At 66.7% G+C, this 18,348-nt stretch carries 17 protein-coding genes and 1 tRNA gene; 6 read left to right on the plus strand and 12 right to left on the minus strand.

The genetic code is table 11. The annotated features are described in order from the left end of the window. Positions 1–37: 37 nt before the first annotated feature. The 7 genes from ACVWYO_RS16255 to ACVWYO_RS16285 all read right to left on the minus strand — a co-directional run bounded on the left by ACVWYO_RS16255 (position 38) and on the right by ACVWYO_RS16285 (position 6,627). Positions 38–286, minus strand: coding sequence for a hypothetical protein (locus ACVWYO_RS16255; protein WP_457352530.1), 249 nt, complete (start codon positions 284–286; stop codon positions 38–40). Continuing rightward, on the minus strand, positions 283–2,112 hold the full coding sequence (locus ACVWYO_RS16260) for a DUF6538 domain-containing protein (protein WP_457352532.1): 1,830 nt from the start codon (positions 2,110–2,112) through the stop codon (positions 283–285). Before ACVWYO_RS16260 ends, ACVWYO_RS16255 begins: the two co-directional genes overlap by 4 nt. Positions 2,113–2,205: 93 nt before the next feature. Next, positions 2,206–2,280: transfer RNA gene (locus ACVWYO_RS16265), tRNA-Glu, on the minus strand. 79 nt (positions 2,281–2,359) lie between these two features. Beyond that, positions 2,360–4,123 carry a single-stranded-DNA-specific exonuclease RecJ gene (gene recJ, locus ACVWYO_RS16270; RefSeq protein ID WP_457352534.1) on the minus strand — a complete coding sequence of 588 codons (1,764 nt, stop codon included), beginning with the start codon at positions 4,121–4,123 and terminating at the stop codon, positions 2,360–2,362. A 52-nt stretch (positions 4,124–4,175) separates the two neighbouring features. After that, positions 4,176–4,856 carry a prolyl hydroxylase family protein gene (locus ACVWYO_RS16275; protein WP_457352536.1) on the minus strand — a complete coding sequence of 227 codons (681 nt, stop codon included), beginning with the start codon at positions 4,854–4,856 and terminating at the stop codon, positions 4,176–4,178. Between the two features lie 85 nt (positions 4,857–4,941). Further along, complete coding sequence (locus ACVWYO_RS16280; protein ID WP_457352538.1) at positions 4,942–5,976, minus strand: RcnB family protein; 1,035 nt, start codon at positions 5,974–5,976, stop codon at positions 4,942–4,944. Positions 5,977–6,087: 111 nt separating this feature from the next. Continuing rightward, positions 6,088–6,627, minus strand: coding sequence for a (2Fe-2S)-binding protein (locus tag ACVWYO_RS16285; protein ID WP_457352540.1), 540 nt, complete (start codon positions 6,625–6,627; stop codon positions 6,088–6,090). A gap of 164 nt (positions 6,628–6,791) precedes the next feature. Between ACVWYO_RS16285 and ACVWYO_RS16290 the strand changes: the two genes are divergently transcribed. Continuing rightward, entirely contained in the window at positions 6,792–7,589 is a 798-nt protein-coding gene (locus tag ACVWYO_RS16290) for a DODA-type extradiol aromatic ring-opening family dioxygenase (RefSeq protein ID WP_457352542.1), read from the plus strand. 36 nt (positions 7,590–7,625) lie between these two features. On the opposite strand, the gene ACVWYO_RS16295 is transcribed toward ACVWYO_RS16290, so the two are convergent. Together ACVWYO_RS16295 and ACVWYO_RS16300 are read right to left on the minus strand one after the other, a co-directional pair. Further along, positions 7,626–7,808, minus strand: a complete 183-nt coding sequence (locus ACVWYO_RS16295; RefSeq protein WP_457352544.1) for a hypothetical protein — start codon at positions 7,806–7,808, stop codon at positions 7,626–7,628. Positions 7,809–7,908: 100 nt separating this feature from the next. Further along, positions 7,909–8,670, minus strand: coding sequence for a class II aldolase/adducin family protein (locus ACVWYO_RS16300; protein ID WP_457352546.1), 762 nt, complete (start codon positions 8,668–8,670; stop codon positions 7,909–7,911). A 138-nt stretch (positions 8,671–8,808) separates the two neighbouring features. Between ACVWYO_RS16300 and ACVWYO_RS16305 the strand changes: the two genes are divergently transcribed. Next, positions 8,809–10,092 carry a sugar MFS transporter gene (locus ACVWYO_RS16305; RefSeq protein WP_457352548.1) on the plus strand — a complete coding sequence of 428 codons (1,284 nt, stop codon included), beginning with the start codon at positions 8,809–8,811 and terminating at the stop codon, positions 10,090–10,092. On the opposite strand, the gene ACVWYO_RS16310 is transcribed toward ACVWYO_RS16305, so the two are convergent. The 3 genes from ACVWYO_RS16310 to ACVWYO_RS16320 all read right to left on the minus strand — a co-directional run bounded on the left by ACVWYO_RS16310 (position 10,089) and on the right by ACVWYO_RS16320 (position 13,806). Further along, on the minus strand, positions 10,089–11,207 hold the full coding sequence (locus tag ACVWYO_RS16310) for a CaiB/BaiF CoA transferase family protein (RefSeq protein WP_457352550.1): 1,119 nt from the start codon (positions 11,205–11,207) through the stop codon (positions 10,089–10,091). The genes ACVWYO_RS16305 and ACVWYO_RS16310 overlap by 4 nt on opposite strands. Positions 11,208–11,268: 61 nt before the next feature. Then, complete coding sequence (locus tag ACVWYO_RS16315) at positions 11,269–12,453, minus strand: acyl-CoA dehydrogenase (RefSeq protein WP_457352552.1); 1,185 nt, start codon at positions 12,451–12,453, stop codon at positions 11,269–11,271. Positions 12,454–12,561: 108 nt separating this feature from the next. Further along, positions 12,562–13,806: a TetR/AcrR family transcriptional regulator gene (locus ACVWYO_RS16320; RefSeq protein WP_457352554.1), complete on the minus strand. Its 1,245-nt coding sequence runs from the start codon at positions 13,804–13,806 to the stop codon at positions 12,562–12,564. 144 nt (positions 13,807–13,950) lie between these two features. On the opposite strand from ACVWYO_RS16320, the gene ACVWYO_RS16325 reads away from it, so the two are divergent. The 4 genes from ACVWYO_RS16325 to ACVWYO_RS16340 all read left to right on the plus strand — a co-directional run bounded on the left by ACVWYO_RS16325 (position 13,951) and on the right by ACVWYO_RS16340 (position 18,348). Further along, on the plus strand, positions 13,951–15,228 hold the full coding sequence (locus ACVWYO_RS16325; RefSeq protein WP_457352556.1) for an acyl-CoA dehydrogenase family protein: 1,278 nt from the start codon (positions 13,951–13,953) through the stop codon (positions 15,226–15,228). A 100-nt stretch (positions 15,229–15,328) separates the two neighbouring features. Next, a complete protein-coding gene (locus ACVWYO_RS16330) occupies positions 15,329–16,414 on the plus strand; it encodes a Zn-dependent alcohol dehydrogenase (RefSeq protein ID WP_457352558.1) in 1,086 nt (361 codons plus the stop codon). Further along, positions 16,414–17,469 carry a phosphotransferase family protein gene (locus ACVWYO_RS16335; protein ID WP_457352560.1) on the plus strand — a complete coding sequence of 352 codons (1,056 nt, stop codon included), beginning with the start codon at positions 16,414–16,416 and terminating at the stop codon, positions 17,467–17,469. Before ACVWYO_RS16330 ends, ACVWYO_RS16335 begins: the two co-directional genes overlap by 1 nt. Before the next feature lie 114 nt (positions 17,470–17,583). Beyond that, positions 17,584–18,348 carry an SDR family oxidoreductase gene (locus ACVWYO_RS16340; RefSeq protein WP_457352562.1) on the plus strand — a complete coding sequence of 255 codons (765 nt, stop codon included), beginning with the start codon at positions 17,584–17,586 and terminating at the stop codon, positions 18,346–18,348.

Here is an 18,348-nt window from a genome sequence, read left to right on the forward strand (position 1 = left end):
TCCAGTGTGATCGTCGAGGACGCTTCCAACGCAGCCGTCAGGGAAGCAGCAGGTGACGCTCGATCCGCATCCGCCCCGGCGTGCCGTCGGACGGCATGAGCATGACACTCGCCTGATCCGTCAGCCGTTCGACGAGGCGGTCAAGCGTAACTGCCTCGCCATCGAGGAAGACCTTCGGGCGACCGTCCGCCAACGTCTGCAGACCGACACCGACGAGGCTGCACCCGACTGCGACGATCTGGTCGGTATCCTGGTCGAACAAGGTATAGACGTGGGTCCCACTCATCTGCTGATCCTCGCGCCGGCATCCGATCGCGCCGCGATCCGTGCGACATGCGTCCCGACCATCTTGCGCCAGTCGACGGCGGCCGCCGCTTCCGAAAGCCCGTTCCAATCGACGGACTCGAAGGCGATCTTCGCAAGATTGCGCTTCAACGAGCGTAACGCGGCACCGCTCCCGTAGCGCGCCCCGACCGAAGCCGGAGCGTGTCCGCAGATCTGATCCAGGATCGTGTCCTGCACGTCGGCGTCGCGGCCCTCGTCCTTGAACTTGTGCCGCAGGCTGTGGAACACGAGGCGATCGTCGGTGCCGACGACGCTGTTGACGAGACGGTTCGCGCGCTTGCTCGCATCCTGCGTGACCTTGCCGTACATGTTGGCGCGCAGATCCGGGAAAAGCAGCTCCTGGCCGTGGAAGCGCAGGGCCTCGACGTAGCGTTCGAAGCCGAGCGCGGTCGCATGATGATGGATCGGGACGACGCGCCGAGATCCGTCGTTCTTCAGCCGTTTCGGCTGGAGGGCCGCGTTCGCGTCGTGCGCCTCGGCGTCGTCTATGTCGATGTAGAGGACGTCGGCGTCTACCTTGACGTCCGCGACCCGCGCCTGACCGACTTCCTCGAGGCGCGCGCCCGACGTGCAGCCCAGGACGAAGAGCCAGTAGAGGGTCAGGTCGCTGGTTATCGTCTTTCGATCGAGCAGCTGCGCCGGCCGGACGAACAGGTCGTTGCCGAAGAGGGTCGTGAGTTCGCCGTCGAGGAAGCTGCGGCGGCGCCCGGACTTGCGCGTGTAGCCTTGGATACGCACGCCGACGCCGACGTTGTGCGTGACGAATCGCTGCTCATGAGCGTAGCCCAACAGCGCCTGCACCGCGCCGATGCGCTTCTTGAGCGTCGGTCCGCTGACGCGGGGCGCGTCCGTGCCGGCGTGTTTCGCGACCCTGTCCGGGAACGCCAGACGCCGATCCGCCCTGGGCATGTTCGCGGCAAGCCGCGCTGCCTCGTCGCGATAGTCCATCAGCATGTCGGACGTCAGCGCCTCGACCGGAACGTCGCCGACGAAAGCGACGAGATCCTCTACCGCGACGGTGGCTTCGGCAAGCGACTGGAGCGTCGGCTTCCTGACAGCGGCCCAGAGGGCGAGAAGTTCGCGGAAGCGCAGATCGGGCCGTCCTCGGGGCTTCGACCCCGCGCGGCGCGGCGCCTGCACGTCGTCGACCAGGGTGGCGTGATCCTCGCGGACGCGCGCGTTCCACGCATCCATCAGCGTCGCCTCGTTGGCCGGCGTTCGCGCAATGGGCGGATCGGCGCTTTCCAGCAGCGGCTCGAGTACCGCTCCGGCCGCCGCCATCCACTTGGATCGGGGCAGATCCATCAGAGCGCCGATCCAGCCTGCGCCGAGCAGCTTCTCGTGCCGCAGTTCGATCATCCGCTCGGCGTAATCGTCGCTCGATGGGGACGGCGGCGTGAGGCCCGGCTTTACGCCGAACAGACTGAGGGCCGTGCTCTCGAGCCACCACGTGAGCGCGAGGCTCGGATAGCGCTTGAACCAGGCGTCGGGACGACGATCGAGGAACCGCGCGACGGCTCCGGCGGCATGCTCGGGCGTGATCTCGTCCTTCGCGGCGGCCTTGGCGACGTGGACGGCGGCTTCGTCCAGGAGGATCTGGAGGCGGGCGTTGGCGGCCACGAAGAGGCGCCTGGCCTCGTCGGGTTCGCGCGTTCGCAGCGACTCCTTCCAGTGGACGCGGCCGCCGAACTCCGTCCGGAGCGGCAGCGGGATCTGCCGATTGAGGTAGTAGATCCCGGTCTTGGGGTGTTTCCAGGGGGTCGCCATGTGGACCATCTCGCGTCTCGCTATGCCCGTTCGCTATGCCTGCGGAGGGTGAAGATGCGGTGAACGCTGGATTTCTGCCGAATTCCCGAAAGATGGTGACCCCTACGGGAATCGAACCCGTGCTTCAGCCGTGAAAGGGCCGCGTCCTAACCGCTAGACGAAGGGGCCATGCCGGCGTGGCCGGTTGGTTGGAGGCGGTTAGGGAAACTGGCGGCACGGGTCAAGCCATCTCTTGCAGGAAATCGTCTCAATCGGCCCAGGCGGCGTCGTCGATGTGGAGTTCGGCCGCCGGCCGCGATCCCCAGTCGTCGATCTTGGCGCGGCCGGCGAGCCACAGGCGGCGGTGTGGGGCGGCGCCGAGCAGCGCCTGGCCGAGCGCGGTATCGGCCTGACGGAAGGCGACGGCTTTCAGCGAACCCCCGCCATCGCCCGCGACGATCGCGCGGACATGGCCGTTGCCGACGACATCGGCCTTGATGATCCGCACCGGCCCGGCAACGACACGCGGCTGCGGCCAGCCCATGCCATAGGGACCGCCGAGCTCCATCGCGGTGACGAGATCGGGTGTGACGCCGCCAGCGGTCAACACCGCGTCGAGCAACAGTGCGCGGTCGCCCATCGCGCGAGTTACGGCCGCTTCGAGGCGCTCGCTGAGGAAGGCCGCGAAGGGATCGACCTGGTCCTCTGCGATCGTCAGCCCTGCGGCCATCGCGTGTCCGCCGCCGGCGACGAGCAGACCCGCCTCTTTCGCCGCGAGCACTGCCGCGCCGAGATCGACGCCCGTGATCGAACGGCCCGAGCCCTTGCCGAGCCCGGCGTCATCGAGCGCGATGACCAGGGCAGGGCGGCCGTATTTTTCCTTCAATCGCCCGGCGACGATGCCGATCACGCCCGGATGCCAGCCATGCCCCGCGACGACGAGCACCGCGCGGTTGCTCTGGTTGAGCGCGATCAGTTCGGCGGCTTCCTGGACGATGCCCTCGATCGCGCGGCGTTCCTCGTTCAGGCGGTCGAGCTCGACGGCGATCCGCTCGGCCTCGGCCGGGTCGCGCGTCGTGAGCAAGCGCACGCCGAGATCGGACTTGCCGACGCGCCCCCCGGCGTTGATCCGCGGGCCGAGCGCGAAGCCGAGATCGGTGCTGATCGGCGCGCGCGTCAGGCGCGACGCGGTGATCAGCGCGTTGAGCCCGATGTTGCGGCGCTGCGCCATCACCTTGAGCCCCTGCGCGACGAAGGCGCGGTTGAGGCCGCGCAATGCGGCCACGTCGGCGACGGTGCCGAGCGCGACGAGATCGAGCAGGTCGAGCAGTTTGGGCTCTGCCCGGTCGGCGAAGAAGCCGCGCGCGCGCAACGTGCGGACCAGCGCGGCGCCAAGGAGGAACGCGACCCCGACCGCAGCAAGATGGCCGTGCTCGGCGCCTTCGGTCTCGTCGAGCCGGTTGGGATTGACCAAAGCGTGCGCATGCGGAAGCGCGGCGGCGCATTTGTGGTGATCGACCACCAGCACGTCGACTCCGGCATCGCGCGCGGTCGCGAGCGCGTCGAACGCCTGCGCGCCGCAATCGACGGTGACGATCAGCGTTGCGCCTTCGTCCTTGAGGCGCACCAGCGCCGGGCCAGTCGGGCCATAGCCTTCGAGCATCCGATCCGGGATGTACGGCCGCGCCTCGAGCCCGAGATCGCGCAGCAGCAGGATCATCAGCGCCGCCGAGGTTGCGCCGTCGACGTCGTAATCGCCGAAGATCGCGAGGTTTTCGCCCGCCTGCACCGCATCGGCGAGCCGGTCGGCGGCGCGGTCCATGTCGCGGAAGATCGAGGGGTCGGGCATGAAGCCGCGGATGCTCGGCGCCATGTGCGCGTCGAGCGCGTCGCGCGGGCAGCCGCGTGCGAGCAGCAATTGCGTGACGAGATCATCGGGCGCGAAGCCTGGGTCGCGCGCGTCGGTCTCGAGCATGCGCCAGCGCCAGGGCTGGCCGAGGATCGAATGGCTGATGTTGAGGACGGTGTTCATTGCCCGCTCTCCTACGCGCTTGGCGTGGGAGCGCAAACCGGAGCGGTCGGCGTCAGGCCTTGATCCACTTCCCCTCGCGAAACCATTTCGTGACGATATATTTGGTGCCGCTCACCACCGGCATGCCTTCGTGGAGCGTCTCGCTATTGCGGCTGCCGTCGCGGTTCATGTTGTTCCAGGCGAGCAGCAGGCCCTTTTTGGGTGCGACGCGAATGCCGATCTGCGGGAACCAGGTCGCGCCGCCTTCCGCGACATGGTTGAGATAGATCATCGCGGTCCAGGTGCGCTGGCCGCCGGTCTCGATCATCTGCGGCCAATAAGCCTGCTTCTCGTTGAAATAATCGAAATGCGCGCGGAAATGCTGGCCGACCGCGTAGCGCTGGCCCTGCATCGTCTCGCCCTGCACGGGGTCGATTCCGAGCAGGTGCGCGATCGCCTCGTTGGTCGGGCGGACTTCGGGCGACCAGCGATCCATGTCGCAGCTCTCGCTGGTGCGGAATTCTTGGATGTTTTCCTCGGCGAGCACGGTCGAGCGGCGCTTGTTGGCGTCGATCATCGCAACGAGCGCGTCGCAGGTCGCGGCGTCGAGAAAGTCGGGGTGCTGATAGATCTGCGCGCCATCGACCGCGAAACGCGTGACTCCGGGATTGGCATCGAGCCGCGCCGAGACGGTTTCGCCGAACTGTCGCCGCAGCGGCGAGGCGCCGTTGGGTTTCTTTGCAAAGAGAGCCATGCGCGCGACTTTGTCGCGGACGCTCGAAAAAACAAGGGGTCCGCAAGGCGAGTGCCTGCGAACCCCGAGGTCGGTCTTCCGGCGCTTACCAGAAGATGTCGTACACCGTGTCGACGACATAGCCGGTGCGGATATCGACCAGCAGTGCGTCATTGTAATAGCGCACCCAGCGATACGGACCGTAGGCCGGCGGCAGGCGGTAATAATCGGCGTCGTCGATCCAGTAGTTCTGGTTGAACAGCACCGAGCTCAGCGAGAAGCCGACCGAGAAGCGGCGATATCCGCCCGACCAGCCCGACGGCGCGTAATAGCGCGGGAGATGGTAGGCATTGCGGTTCTGGCTGCGATAGCTGTTGTAGTTATAGCGGTTGTCGCGCCGCCAATCGCGGTTCCAGTCGCCACGATTGTCGCCTCGGCCGTAGCCGCCGGCATAGCTCCCACCATTGCCGCGATCCCCGAAGCGCCCGTCATTCCCGCGGAAGTCGCCGCCGCGTCCGTTGCGCAGCCCGTTGCGGGGATCGCCGCGATCGTTGTCGCGGAAATCACCGCCGCGCTGCTGCCCGTCGAAGGCCGGGCGCCCGTCGCGCGGGCCGCCTTCGAAGCCTGGACGACCATCGCGCGGACCGCGATTGAAGTCCTGCCGACCGTCGCGTTGCCCGCCGTTGAAATCCGGGCGGCCGTCGCGCTGGCCGCGGTCGAAGCCTGGGCGACCACCGGGTTGGCCGCCGGGAAAGCCGGGCTGGCCGCCGCCCTGTACCTGGGGTGGCACACCCTGCGGCGGCGCACCCTGCGGCTGGCCGCGATAGTCGCCACGCCCGCCAAAGTCGCGGCCGCCACCGCCTTGACGATCGGGGCGCTGCTGCGATTGCTGCTGGACTTGTACCGGCGGCTGGGCCTGCGCGGGCGCCTGCGGCTGGGTTTGTGGACGCTGCCAATTGGTACGGCCTTCGGCGCCCGGAATCGCTTGGCGCTGCGGCCGGCCTTCGCCTTGCCCCTCTTGCTGGCCGCGGCGCCCTTGACCGTCGCCGCGATTCGGCCGGTCGCCATTATCCTGCGCCATCGCCGCGGCGGGGATCAACGCAGAAGCCGCCATGATCGCGGCGAGCAAAGACTTGCGCATCGATACTTCCTCATCTTCGTCCGGACAGCATGCCCGGTCGTTAAACTGCTTATGCTCTGCGCGCGATGAGCCGTGGCTGAATTCGGATGACAGCGTTGCGAAAGCTTTGGCTCATCTTGGCGGGGAGAGTGCGGGGACTTCGCGCGCGGCCTCGGCGGGCGTGATCCCGGGGCGGGGCGGCGCCGCGATCGTCTCGTCCCCGCGCTGTACGCTCGCCGCGAGCAGGATCGCCTCGACGAGTCGCGGATAGACGCCGCAGCGGCACAGGTTGGTGATGCCGGCGCGAATATCGTCCTCGTTCGGATTGCGGTTCTTCTTGAGCAGGACGGCGGCGGCCATGATGATGCCGGGGATGCAGAAGCCGCATTGCACCACGTTCTTGTCGAGAAACGCCATCTGCACCGGATGCGACCGGTCGCGCGACAGGCCTTCGATCGTCGTGACATAACTGCCCTCGACCGCGCCGATCGTGCGCTGGCACGACCGCACTGCTTCGCCATCGATATCGACGGTGCAGGCGCCGCAGTCGCCCGTGCCGCAGCCATATTTGGTGCCGGTGAGGTTCGACGCATCGCGCAGCGCCCAGAGCAACGGCGTGTCGGGCGCCATCTTGTACTGGACCGGCTGGTTGTTGACGGTGAAGCGCGTCATGCGCGTCGCTCGCACACCGTCGCAGGGCAGGGGGCACTCGTCTTGACCATGCGGCGACCATGCCCGCGCCTGACCTTGCGGGCAAGCGAGGAGGCCGCCCGCGAAACGCGCCGTTTCGCGCAGCGCGATTGTCGGCGCGGCAACCCGGCGCGATAGAGGTGTGCATGAAACTCCCCACGCTTTTCATCCCGCATGGCGGCGGCCCGTGCTTCTTCATGGATCCCGCCGGTGGTCCGCCCGATCCGATGTGGCGGCCGATGCAGGCCTATCTCGCCGGACTGATCGGGTCGCTGCCCGAACGGCCGCGCGCGATTCTGCTCGTGTCGGGGCATTGGGAGACGCCCGAACTCGCGATCAACACCGGCGACGGGCATCCGCTCGATTTCGACTATTTCGGCTTCCCGCCGCATACCTATCAGCTCGACTGGCCATCGCGTGGCGATTCCGCGCTCGCACAGCGGGTGAGCGTGTTGCTCTCGGCAGCGGGAATCGCGAATCATGGCGAGGACCGCGGCTGGGACCACGGCGTGTTCATCCCGATGATGGTCGCGGTGCCCGATGCTGACATTCCGCTCGTCCAGCTTTCGCTGCGCGCCGATCTCGATCCCGCGGGGCATATCGCGATCGGGCGCGCGCTGGCGCCGCTGCGCGACGAAGGCGTGCTGATCGTCGGATCGGGGATGAGTTTCCACAACCTCCGCGCGCGGGGCCCGCAGGTCACGCCGGTCGCCGAGGCTTGGGACGTCGCGCTGACAACGGCAGCGACCGATCCCGATCCGGTGGCGCGCGCCGCGCGCATCGCCGCGTGGGAGACGTTGCCGAACGCGCATTTCGCGCATCCCGCGGCCGAGCATCTGCTCCCGCTGATGGTCGCGCTCGGCGCTGGTGGCGGCGATGCAGCGGTCTGCGATTACCGCGATGTCGTGCTCGGCTGGGTGGTGTCGGGCTATCGCTTCGGGTGAAGCGTGCGGGGCGGCACGGCGCCGCCCCGACAGGTATCAGGCAGGCTTGGCGCCGGGCGTGCCGCATTTGGCGAACTTGCCGTTCAGCCGGCACTTGGTCGCGACCGGCTTGGCCGGCGGACACTTCATGAAGCGCCCCTTGGCGTCCTTGCACGGCGCGGCCATGGCAGGCGTCGCTGCGAGCGAGAGCGTCGCGGCGGCAAGCAGAATCTTCAGCATTTTTGTCTCCACACGATACGGGCCTAACGGAGGTTAAGCGCGTCCGCGTGGGAGGCAATGCTAATAACGTACGTTGCTGATTAAGTTCAGTTTGTCGGGGTCAGGCGCGCCAGCCGGTGTCGATCTTGTCGACGAGCCGCACCATCGCGGCGAAGTCGGCAGCTCCCGGGCCGCCCGGAACCTGCGCCATGTGCAGATCGCGCTGATGTACCGCGACGACGTCGGGCGTGACTTCGATCGCGGTGCCCATCGACATGGTGGCGATCTGAATCTCGCAGGCACGCTGCAGCGACCAGTGTTTGATGAAGGCCTCGGGCAGGGTCCGGCCCATCACCAGGATGCCGTGGTTCTTGAGCAGCATCACGCGCTTGGATCCGAGATGCTCGAGCAGGCGCGCGCCCTCCTCGTCGCGCACCGTGACGCCCTCGAAATCATGGTAGGCGATCTGCCCCGCGAAGTTGCACGCGTAGAAATTGGTCGCGCGCAGCCCACCCTCGAGCGAACTGACCGCCATCCCGGCAGTGGTGTGCGTGTGCATGATGCAATGCGCGTCGGGCAAATGCCGGTGGAACAGCGCGTGCTGCACGAAGCCTGCACGATTGACCGGATAGGGATTGTCGTCGAGCTTGTTGCCGTCGATATCGATCTTGACCAGGCTCGATGCCGTCACCTCGCTGAAATGCAGCCCGAACGGGTTGATCAGGAAGGCGCCGTCCTCGCCCGGGATCTTGAGCGTGATGTGGTTGTAGATCATCTCCGACCAGCCGAGCATCGCAAAGACACGGTAACAGGCGGCGAGCTCCTGGCGCGCTTCCCATTCGGCTTCGGACATCTCGACGCGAGCGACGGCGGCGGTGGCCATGGCGGACTCTCCTGATCCGGATTGTTCTATCGGCAGAGTATCGCATGGCATTCTGCGGATTGCCAGACCGGGCTTTGCGCGGGCATGGAGGGCGCCGAGAGAGACAGGCGGCGCAAGCGGCCAATGCAGGGACCGCTTATGCACATAGATGCCGCCACGCCTAACGGCACCGACGAGATCGCAACCAAGGGGATCAACGCCCCCGATCTGCAGGTGTTCGTGTTCGCCCTGTTCTTCATCTTCGGCGGGATCACCAGCCTCAACGATGTGATCATCCCCAAGCTCAAGGACCTGTTCACGCTGAGCTACGCGCAGGCGCTGCTCGTGCAATCGGCGTTCTTCGCGGCCTATTTCGTCTTCTCGATCCCTGCCGCGGCGATCGTGCGCAAGGCTGGCTATATGCGCTCGGCGTCGATCGGGCTGCTCACGATGACGGCGGGCTGCCTGTTGTTCATTCCAGCGTCGCAATCGGGCACGTTTGCCGTGTTCCTCCTCGCGCTGTTCGTGCTCGCGGCCGGCATCACGATGGTGCAGGTCGTCGCGAACCCGCTGATCTCGCTGCTCGGGCCGCCCAAGACCGCGTCCAGCCGACTGACCTTCGCGCAGGCGTTCAACTCGCTCGGCACGACGATCTTCCCGTATGTCGGATCGATCCTGATCCTCGGGTCGCTCGCGACGATCAATCCCAAGACGCTGACCGGCGCGGCGCTCTACGCCTATCGCACCGCCGAAACGCAGACCGTCGTGCACACCTATATCGGGCTCGCGGTCGCGCTGGTGATCGTCGCGGCCGTGGTGTGGACGCGCCGCAACCGGCTGCCGACCGCGGTCGATGACCAGGGCAGCATCGTCAAGGCGTTCGCGCTGCTGCTGATGCCGCGCTTCGGCTTCGGCACGCTGTGCATCTTCCTCTATGTCGGCGCCGAAGTCGCGATCGGCTCGCTGATCGTCAGCTATCTGACCCAGGCCGATACGCTGGCGCTCGGCGCCGAAGCGGCGGGCAAGCACGTGCCCTTCTACTGGGGTGGCGCGCTGGTCGGGCGCTTCATCGGCGCGGCGGTGCTGCGCTATGTATCGCCGGGGAAGGTGCTCGCCGGCGTCGCGATCGCGGGGATCGCGTTGATCGCGCTGTCGACGCACAGCACCGGGCTCGTCTCGGGCTGGTCGCTGCTCGCGATCGGGCTGACCAATTCGATCATGTTCCCGACGATCTTCAGCCTGGCGAGCGAAGGGCTCGGCAAGCGCGCGGCCGAAGGGTCGGGCGTGCTGGCGATGGCGATCGTTGGCGGGGCGATCATTCCGCCGCTGACCGGGCTGATCGCGGATCACAGCACGCTGCGCTTCGCCATGATCCTGCCGGCGGCCTGCTATGCGATCATCGGCTGCTACGGCGTGTTCGCGCGCAAGCCGGTGATCGCCTAACCGAGCAGCGCTTCGATCTCGGCGGGGGCAAAGCCGGCTTCGCTCAATATAGCGTGACCATCGGTGTCGCCCGCCATGCGCGGCGGCACCGTCGCGCTAAGCGAATAGCGCGGGGCCGGGGCGGGCTGCGTCACGCCGCCCGCGGTGACGAAGGCCTGGCGCGCGACGTTGTGCGGATGCGCCGCCGCTTCTTCGAAGCCGAGCACCGGTGCGACGCAGGCTTCGTGGCCCTCGAACGCCGCGACCCAGGCGTCGCGGTCGCGCTGCTTGAAGCGATACGCGAGCTCCTGCTTGAGCCGCGGCCAGACGGCGGGCGCAAATTGCGCGTCCCATTCGGCGCCGTCGAGCTGCATCACGCGGCGCAAGGCGGCGTAGAATTGCGGTTCGATCGCGCCGACGGCGATCCATCGGCCGTCGGCGGTTTCATAGGTGTCGTAGAAATGCGCACCGCCGTCGAGCAGGTGCGTGCCGCGCGCGTCGCTCCACTGGCCCATGCCGCGAAACCCCCAGATCATGCTGGCAAGCACCGCCGATCCTTCGGTCATGGCGCAATCGACGACCTGGCCCGTGCCGCTCGCCTGCGCCTGCAAGATCGCAGCGAGCATCCCGAAAGCGAGCATCATCCCGCCCCCGCCGAAATCGCCGACGAGGTTGATCGGCGCGGTCGGCTTGCGGCCAGCCTCGCCCAGCGCGTGGAGTGTGCCCGAGATCGCGATATAATCGATGTCGTGCCCCGGCGCGTCGGCGAGCGGACCGGTCTGCCCCCAGCCGGTCATGCGGCCATACACGAGTGCCGGGTTGTCGCCGAGCAACAGATCCGGCCCGAGGCCGAGCCGCTCCATCACGCCTGGGCGGAAGCCCTCGATCAAGCCGTCGCACGTGGCAGCAAGGCGGCGCACCGCGGCGACCGCTTCGGGCTTCTTGAGATCGAGCGCGATCGTGCGGCGTGAGCGCAGCAGCGGGTCGCGCGTCGGGTCTGCCATCCCCGGTGGGCCGGGACGCACGACGCGGATCACCTCGGCGCCGTGATCGGCCAGCATCATCCCGCAGAACGGCCCCGGCCCGATCCCCGCCATTTCGAGGATCCGCAGGCCGGCTAGGGGCGGTGGTGCCATTCAAGCTCTCCCGAATGAACCTCCTCCGGTCTGCGCCGGGGTGAGGCGAAACCTCCGATCGCTAGAACGCCGCGATTCCCGTGATCGCACGTCCGAGGATCAGCGCATGGACGTCGTGCGCGCCTTCATAGGTGTTGACCGTCTCGAGGTTCATCATGTGGCGCATCACCTGATATTCGCCCGAAATGCCGTTGCCGCCGTGCATGTCGCGGCTCATCCGCGCGATATCGAGCGCCTTGCCAACATTGTTGCGTTTGACGATCGAGATCATCTCGGGGGCGAACTTGCCGGCATCCATCAGGCGGCCGACACGGAGCGACGCCTGCAGCCCGAGCGCGATCTCGGTCTCCATGTCAGCGAGCTTCTTCTGGTAGAGCTGGCGCCCGGCGAGCGGGGTGCCAAACTGGTTGCGGTCGAGGCCGTACTGGCGTGCCGCGTGGAAGCAGAATTCGGCGGCACCGAGCGCGCCCCAGCTGATCCCGTAGCGCGCGCGGTTGAGGCAGCCGAATGGCCCTTTCAGCCCCTGCACGTCGGGGAGCAAAGCGTCCTCGGACAGCTCGATCTCGTCCATCAGGATCATGCCGGTGATCGAAGCGCGCAAGCTGAGCTTGCCCTCGATCTTGGGGGTAGCGAGGCCCTTCGCACCCTTCTCGACGATGAAGCCACGGATCCCGTCGCCATGCGCCTCCGATTTCGCCCAGATGACGAACACATCGGCGATCGGCGAATTGGAGATCCAGGTCTTGGCGCCCGACAGCAGATAGCCGCCGTCGATCTTCGTCGCGCGCGTCGTCATGCTGCCGGGGTCGGAGCCGGCGTCGGGCTCGGTCAGGCCGAAGCAGCCGATCCATTCGCCGCTCGCCAGCTTGGGCAGATACTTCCGCTTCTGCGCCTCCGAGCCGTACGCGAAGATCGGGTACATCACGAGGCTCGACTGGACCGACATCATCGAGCGATAGCCCGAATCGACCCGCTCGACCTCGCGCGCGACGAGGCCGTAAGCGACGTACGATGCGCCGACGCCGCCATATTCCTCGGGCACGGTCGGGCCGAGCAGCCCTTGTGCGCCCATCTCGCGGAAGATTTCGGGGTCGGTGGTTTCGTTTTGGAAGGCGTCGATGATCCGCGGGGCGAGCTTGTCCTGCGCATAGGCCCGCGCCGAATCGCGGATCATCCGCTCGTCATCTTCGAGCTGATCGTCGAGGAAGAAGGGGTCTGCCCAATCGAAACGCGCCATGTCGGCCATGAGAGTGTCCTTGTCTCGCGCGTCACCCCGGCGGGAGCCGGGGCCGCTGGGTTGTGAAACGATGGCCGTGCCACACCTCAGCGACCCCGGCCTGCGCCGGGGCGACGACTATTGTTGTAAGATCCGGTCGTCGAACAAGCCGAACGCCAGCGTCGATGCATAATATCCGATTGCGCGCTCGCGCGTCATCGTATGCGCCCATTTTCGCATGTCGAACGCAGCGTTCTGCATCGCCATCAGCGCCTGCGCCGCGATCAGCGGATCGACCGGGCGGATCGAGCCTTCGGCGATGCCGTCGCTCATGGTCCCGGCGAAGCGGCGCGCGATACGGTTCGAACGATCGACCATCTGCGTGCGCGATTCGCTCGGCAGGCCCGACAGCGCCGTCGTGCGCAGCAGTGGGCCGCGCTCGGAAAACTGGACGTCGAGCAGGGTTGCGATCGTCCCCGACAGCCGCTCCCAATGGCTCCCGCCGCGCTCGTCGGCGAGCCGCTGCGCATCGGCCACGGTATCGAGGCTCCGCTTGTAGCAAGCGAGCACAAGATCGTCCTTGGCATCGAGATGGTGGTAGAAGCTGCCCTTGGTGACGTTGAGTTCGGACGCGATCTTCTGCACCGAGGCGCCGCGATAGCCGAGCTGGTTGATCAGACGCGTTGCCGCCAGCAGGAACGCCTCGCGCCCCGGTTCGGGCTCGTCATGCGCCAGGTCGATCAGCTCGGGGTCCCAGGTCGCTCTCGGTCCGGCGATGCCGTGCGCGAACACATCCATCAGCCGTTCCTCAACGCGCGGATATTGGTCGGGGTCGTAGCGCGTCAGCCAGATCGGCAGCCAGAAGGTGTTTTCGAGCAGCACATGCGCGCGCCCGCCGTGGAGATCGGTCTGCGCGCGGTTGGCGGCGGGGCCCCACAGGCTGCGGGTCTTGCGGAATACTTCGCGCCAGCCCGCCATCAGCCGGCCGAGCACGGGCTCCTCCGTCGCGCGCAGATCGGAGAGGATCGCGAAGGCGGTTTCCTCGCCACGCTGGATCCGCGCGAGCCGCACCATGTTGAGCGAAAGGTATTTCGCGACGCGCGCCTGCGGTGTCGGCTCGAGCAGCGATTCGTCGAGCATCGCCAGCAGCTTTTCGAGCGTATACTCGAAACAGGCAGCGGCAAGGTCTTCCTTGCGCTTGAAATAGTAGGTGACGCTCGTCGTGTTGAGCCCGACGCGGCGCGCGACATCGGCGAAGGTCATGCCTTTCGCGCTCTGCTCGTTGATTGCCTCGGCGGCGGCGGCGAGGATCGCATCGCGCTTGGCGCGGAAGCGCTTGGTGCTGGTCTCTTCCTCGGTCGGAACGGTGTTGCTGGCCTCCATCCGACAATCTGTACCATCATCTTTTAGAAGAAACAGTCCCTTTGTTGAGCGCGGTCAATGCGTGGCTTTTCCGCGCCAAAGACGCTTTACCGAAAACGCGGTACGGTATACCCAGCCTCGCAACGACCCGATTGGAGAGAGCAGATGGACTTCAGCTTCAGCGAACGCGAGATCTATTTCCGGGATCGCGTGAAGGCGTTCATCGACCAGCAGATCCGCCCGCGCCAGGCTGAATATGACGAGCAGCACCACAGCGGCGAGCGCTGGAAGGTCATTCCGGTGATCGAGGAGATGAAGGAAAAGACCAAGGCCGCCGGCCTGTGGAATTTCTTCATGCCGCCGCATTCGGGGCAGAGCCATGTCGACGATTCGTTCGTCTTCGAAGGCACGCAGCTGACCAACCTCGAATATGCGTTATGCGCCGAGGAGATGGGCAAGGTCGGCTGGGCGAGCGAATGCTTCAACTGCTCGGCACCCGACACCGGCAATATGGAGGTGCTCCACCGCTACGGCACGCTCGAACAGAAGGAGCGCTGGCTGCGCCCGCTGATGAATGGCGAGATCCGCTCGGCCTTCCTGATGACCGAACCGGCGGTCGCCTCGTCCGACGCGACCAATATCGAGACCTCGATCGTCCGTGACGGCGACGACTATGTCATCAACGGCACGAAATGGTGGTCGTCGGGCGTCGGCGATCCGCGCTGTAAGATCGCCATCACGATGGGTAAGACCAACCCCGACGCCGCGCGTCACAGCCAGCAGAGCCAGATCCTCGTGCCGATGGATGCGCCGGGCGTGACGATCAAGCGGATGCTGTCGGTCTATGGCTATGACCATGCGCCGCACGGCCACGGCGAAGTCGTGCTCGAGAATGTCCGCGTACCCGCCGAGAACATCCTGCTCGGCGAGGGCCGCGGGTTCGAGATCGCGCAGGGTCGGCTCGGGCCGGGCCGCATCCATCACTGCATGCGCACGATCGGCGTCGCCGAGACCGGCATCGAGGCGATGGCCAAGCGGCTGCTGACGCGCGTCGCGTTCGGCAAGCGGATTGCCGACCAGTCGGTGTGGGAGGAGCGCATCGCGCGCGCACGGATCGACATCGAGATGACGCGGCTGCTGTGCCTCAAGGCCGCCGACATGATGGACAAGGCGGGCAACAAGTCGGCGCAGCAGGAAATTGCGATGATCAAGGTGCAGGCGCCCAACATGGCGCTCAAGATCCTCGACGATGCGATCCAGGCGCATGGTGGCGGTGGCGTCTCGGGCGATTTTGCGCTGGCGCATGATTGGGCGGCGATGCGGACGCTGCGCTTCGCCGATGGGCCGGACGAGGTGCACAACCGGGCCATCGCGCGGAACGAGTTCGGGAAATATGCCGATCTGCCAGCCGCGGTTGCGGCGAAGGATGCGGTGCGGCGGTAACCTCGTCGCCCCGGCGCAGGCCGGGGCCGCTGGGTTATAGTGCCGACCAAGTGCCACAGAGCGCAACGGCCCCGGCCTTCGCCGGGGCGACGGAGTTGAGATGAAAGCAGCCATCCTCTACGCCCCCAACACCGAGCTGGTGATCGACGACGTCGCGATCTCCGATCCGGGCCCGCGCGAAGTGCTGATCCGCACTGTCGCGTGCGGGGTGTGCCGCAGCGACCTCCACTTCGTCGACGGCGCCTTCCCGCATCCGATGCCGACGGTGCCGGGGCACGAGGCGGCGGGGATCGTCGAGGCGGTCGGGTCGGACGTCGCGCATCTCAAGGTCGGCGATCATGTCATCACCTTCTTCACGGTGTTCTGCGGTGCGTGCGAGATGTGCGTCACCGGGCGGCCGTCCTTGTGCGTCGATCCCTCGACGCGGCGGCCCAAGGGCGCGCCGCCACGGTTGAGTCTGCAAGACGGCACGCCGCTCGCGCCGTTCCTCAACCTCTCGGCGTTCGCCGAGATGATGCTGGTCCACGAAAACGCTTGCGTTGCGATCAGCAAGGAGATGCCGCTCGACCGTGCCGCCTTGCTCGGCTGCGCGGTCATCACCGGCGCAGGGTCGATCTTCAACGACAGCCAGTTGCGCCCCGGCGAGAGCGTCGCGGTGATCGGCTGCGGCGGGATCGGGCTCGCTGCGATCAACGCCGCCAAGATCGCAGGCGCGGGGCAGATCATCGCGATCGACCCCGTCGCCGACAAGCGCGCGCTCGCCGAGAAGCTCGGCGCGACGCACACGCTCGATTCGAACGACGCCGATCTCGCCAAGAAGGTGTTCGGAATGACCGGCGGCGGGGTGCATTATGCGATCGAGGCGGTCGGGCGGAGCAACACCGCCGAGCTCGCCTGGACGATCCTGCGGCGCGGCGGCACCGCGACGATCCTCGGGATGATCGCGCCGGGCAATGAGGTGAAGATCGCCGGGCCGACCTTCCTGACGGGGAAGAAGCTGCAGGGCTCGCTGCTGGGCTCGACGCGCTTCCCGATCGATCTGCCGCGGCTGGTGCAGATGTACCTCGACGGCAAGCTCGATCTGGACACGATGGTCGCCGAGCGGATCAAGCTCGAGGACGTCAACCATGCACTCGCCAATCTGCGGACCGGCGACACCGTGCGCTCCGTGATCGAGTTTTCGTGATGGACGATTTCGCGCCGCAGACGATCGCCGTTCCGGACAAGGACCGGCTCGACGAGGCCGCGCTGACGGCCTGGATGGTCGCCCATGTCGAGGGTTTCGTGGGGCCGCTGACCTACGCGAAGTTCGCCGGCGGGCAGTCGAACCCGACCTTCAAGTTCGAGTCCCCGTCGGGCACCTATGTGCTGCGGCGCAAGCCGATGGGGGTGCTGTTGCCCTCGGCGCATGCGGTCGACCGGGAGTATCGGGTGATTGCCGGGCTCTATCCGACGGGTTTTCCGGTCGCCAAGCCTTATGGTCTGTGCATCGATCCCGCGGTGATCGGCACCGATTTCTACGTGATGGGCTTTGCCGACGGCCGCAATCTGTGGGACGGCACCTTGCCCGACTACACGCCCGACCAGCGTACCGGAATCTATAACGCGATGTGCGACACGCTCGCGGCGTTGCATAACACCGACCATGTCGCGGCGGGGCTCGGCGAATATGGCCGACCGGGCAATTATTTCGAGCGCCAGGTCGCGCGCTGGACCAAACAGTATCGCGCGTCCGAGACCGAGCCCATGCCGCAGGTCGAGAGACTGATCGAGTATCTCGGCCGGACGGTGCCCGAGCAGACGCGGACATCGGTGGTGCATGGCGATTACCGCATCGACAACATGATCTTCGCGCGTGACGAGCCGCGCGTGATCGCGCTGCTCGACTGGGAATTGTCGACGCTTGGGGATCCGCTCGCGGACTTCTCCTATTTCCTGATGAGCTGGGTGACGGCGCCCGAGGGCCGGTCAGGGGTGCTCGGGCATACTGGGCCGGAAACGGGGATCCCGACGATCGAGGCGATGGTCGAGCGCTATTGCGCGGCGACGGGGCGTGACGGGGTGCCTGACCTCAACTGGTATTTCTCGTACAATCTCTTCCGGCTGACGGGGATCGTCCAGGGGATCAAGAAGCGGATCGTCGAGGGGACCGCGTCGAGCGCGCAGGCGGAGAAGTCGGCGGCGGGGGTGTACCGGCTGGCCGATGCGGCGTGGGATTTCGCGGTGAAGGCGGGGGCGTAAGTCTCATTCCCCTCCCGCTTGCGGGAGGGGTTAGGGGAGGGACGTGGCGGAGCGCTTGTGCGGACAGGCCCTCCCCCAGCCCCTCCCGCAAGCGGGAGGGGAGCAGTAGAAGCCATGTCGCAATTCGATCTTACCGGCAAAGTCGCCATCGTCACCGGGTCCTCGCGCGGGATCGGCAAGGCGAGCGCGTTCGAGCTCGCCGAACACGGCGCCAAGGTCGTCATCTCGAGCCGCAAGCAGGACGCCTGCGATGCGGTCGCCGCCGAGCTCAACGCGCGCTTCGGTGAGGGCACCGCGATCGCGGTCGCCGCCAACATCTCCGACAAAGCGGGGCTCCAGCATCTCGTCGATGCCACCCGCGCCGCGTTCGGCCAGATCGACGTGCTCGTCTGCAACGCCGCCTCGAACCCCTATTATGGCCCGCAGGGAGGGATCGCCGACGAGCAGTTCCGCAAGATCCTCGACAACAATATCGTCTCGAACCACTGGTTGATTTCGATGGTCGCGCCCGAGATGCGCGAGCGCCGGTCGGGCAGCATCATCATCGTGTCGTCGATCGGCGGCCTGCGCGGGTCGACGGTGATCGGCGCGTACTGCATCTCCAAGGCCGCCGACATGCAGCTCGCGCGCAACCTCGCGCATGAATTCGGGCCCGACAACGTCCGCGTCAACTGCATCGCGCCCGGGCTGATCAAGACCGATTTCGCGCGCGCGCTGTGGGAGGATCCCGAGCGGATCGAGGCCGCGAACAAGACCGTGCCCTTGCGCCGGATCGGCGAGCCCGAGGAGATCGCCGGTGCGGTCGTTTTCCTCGCAAGCGCGGCGAGCAGCTTCATGACCGGGCAGACGATCGTGCTCGATGGCGGCGTGACGATTTAG

The organism is Sphingomonas sp. UYP23 (assembly GCF_054059235.1).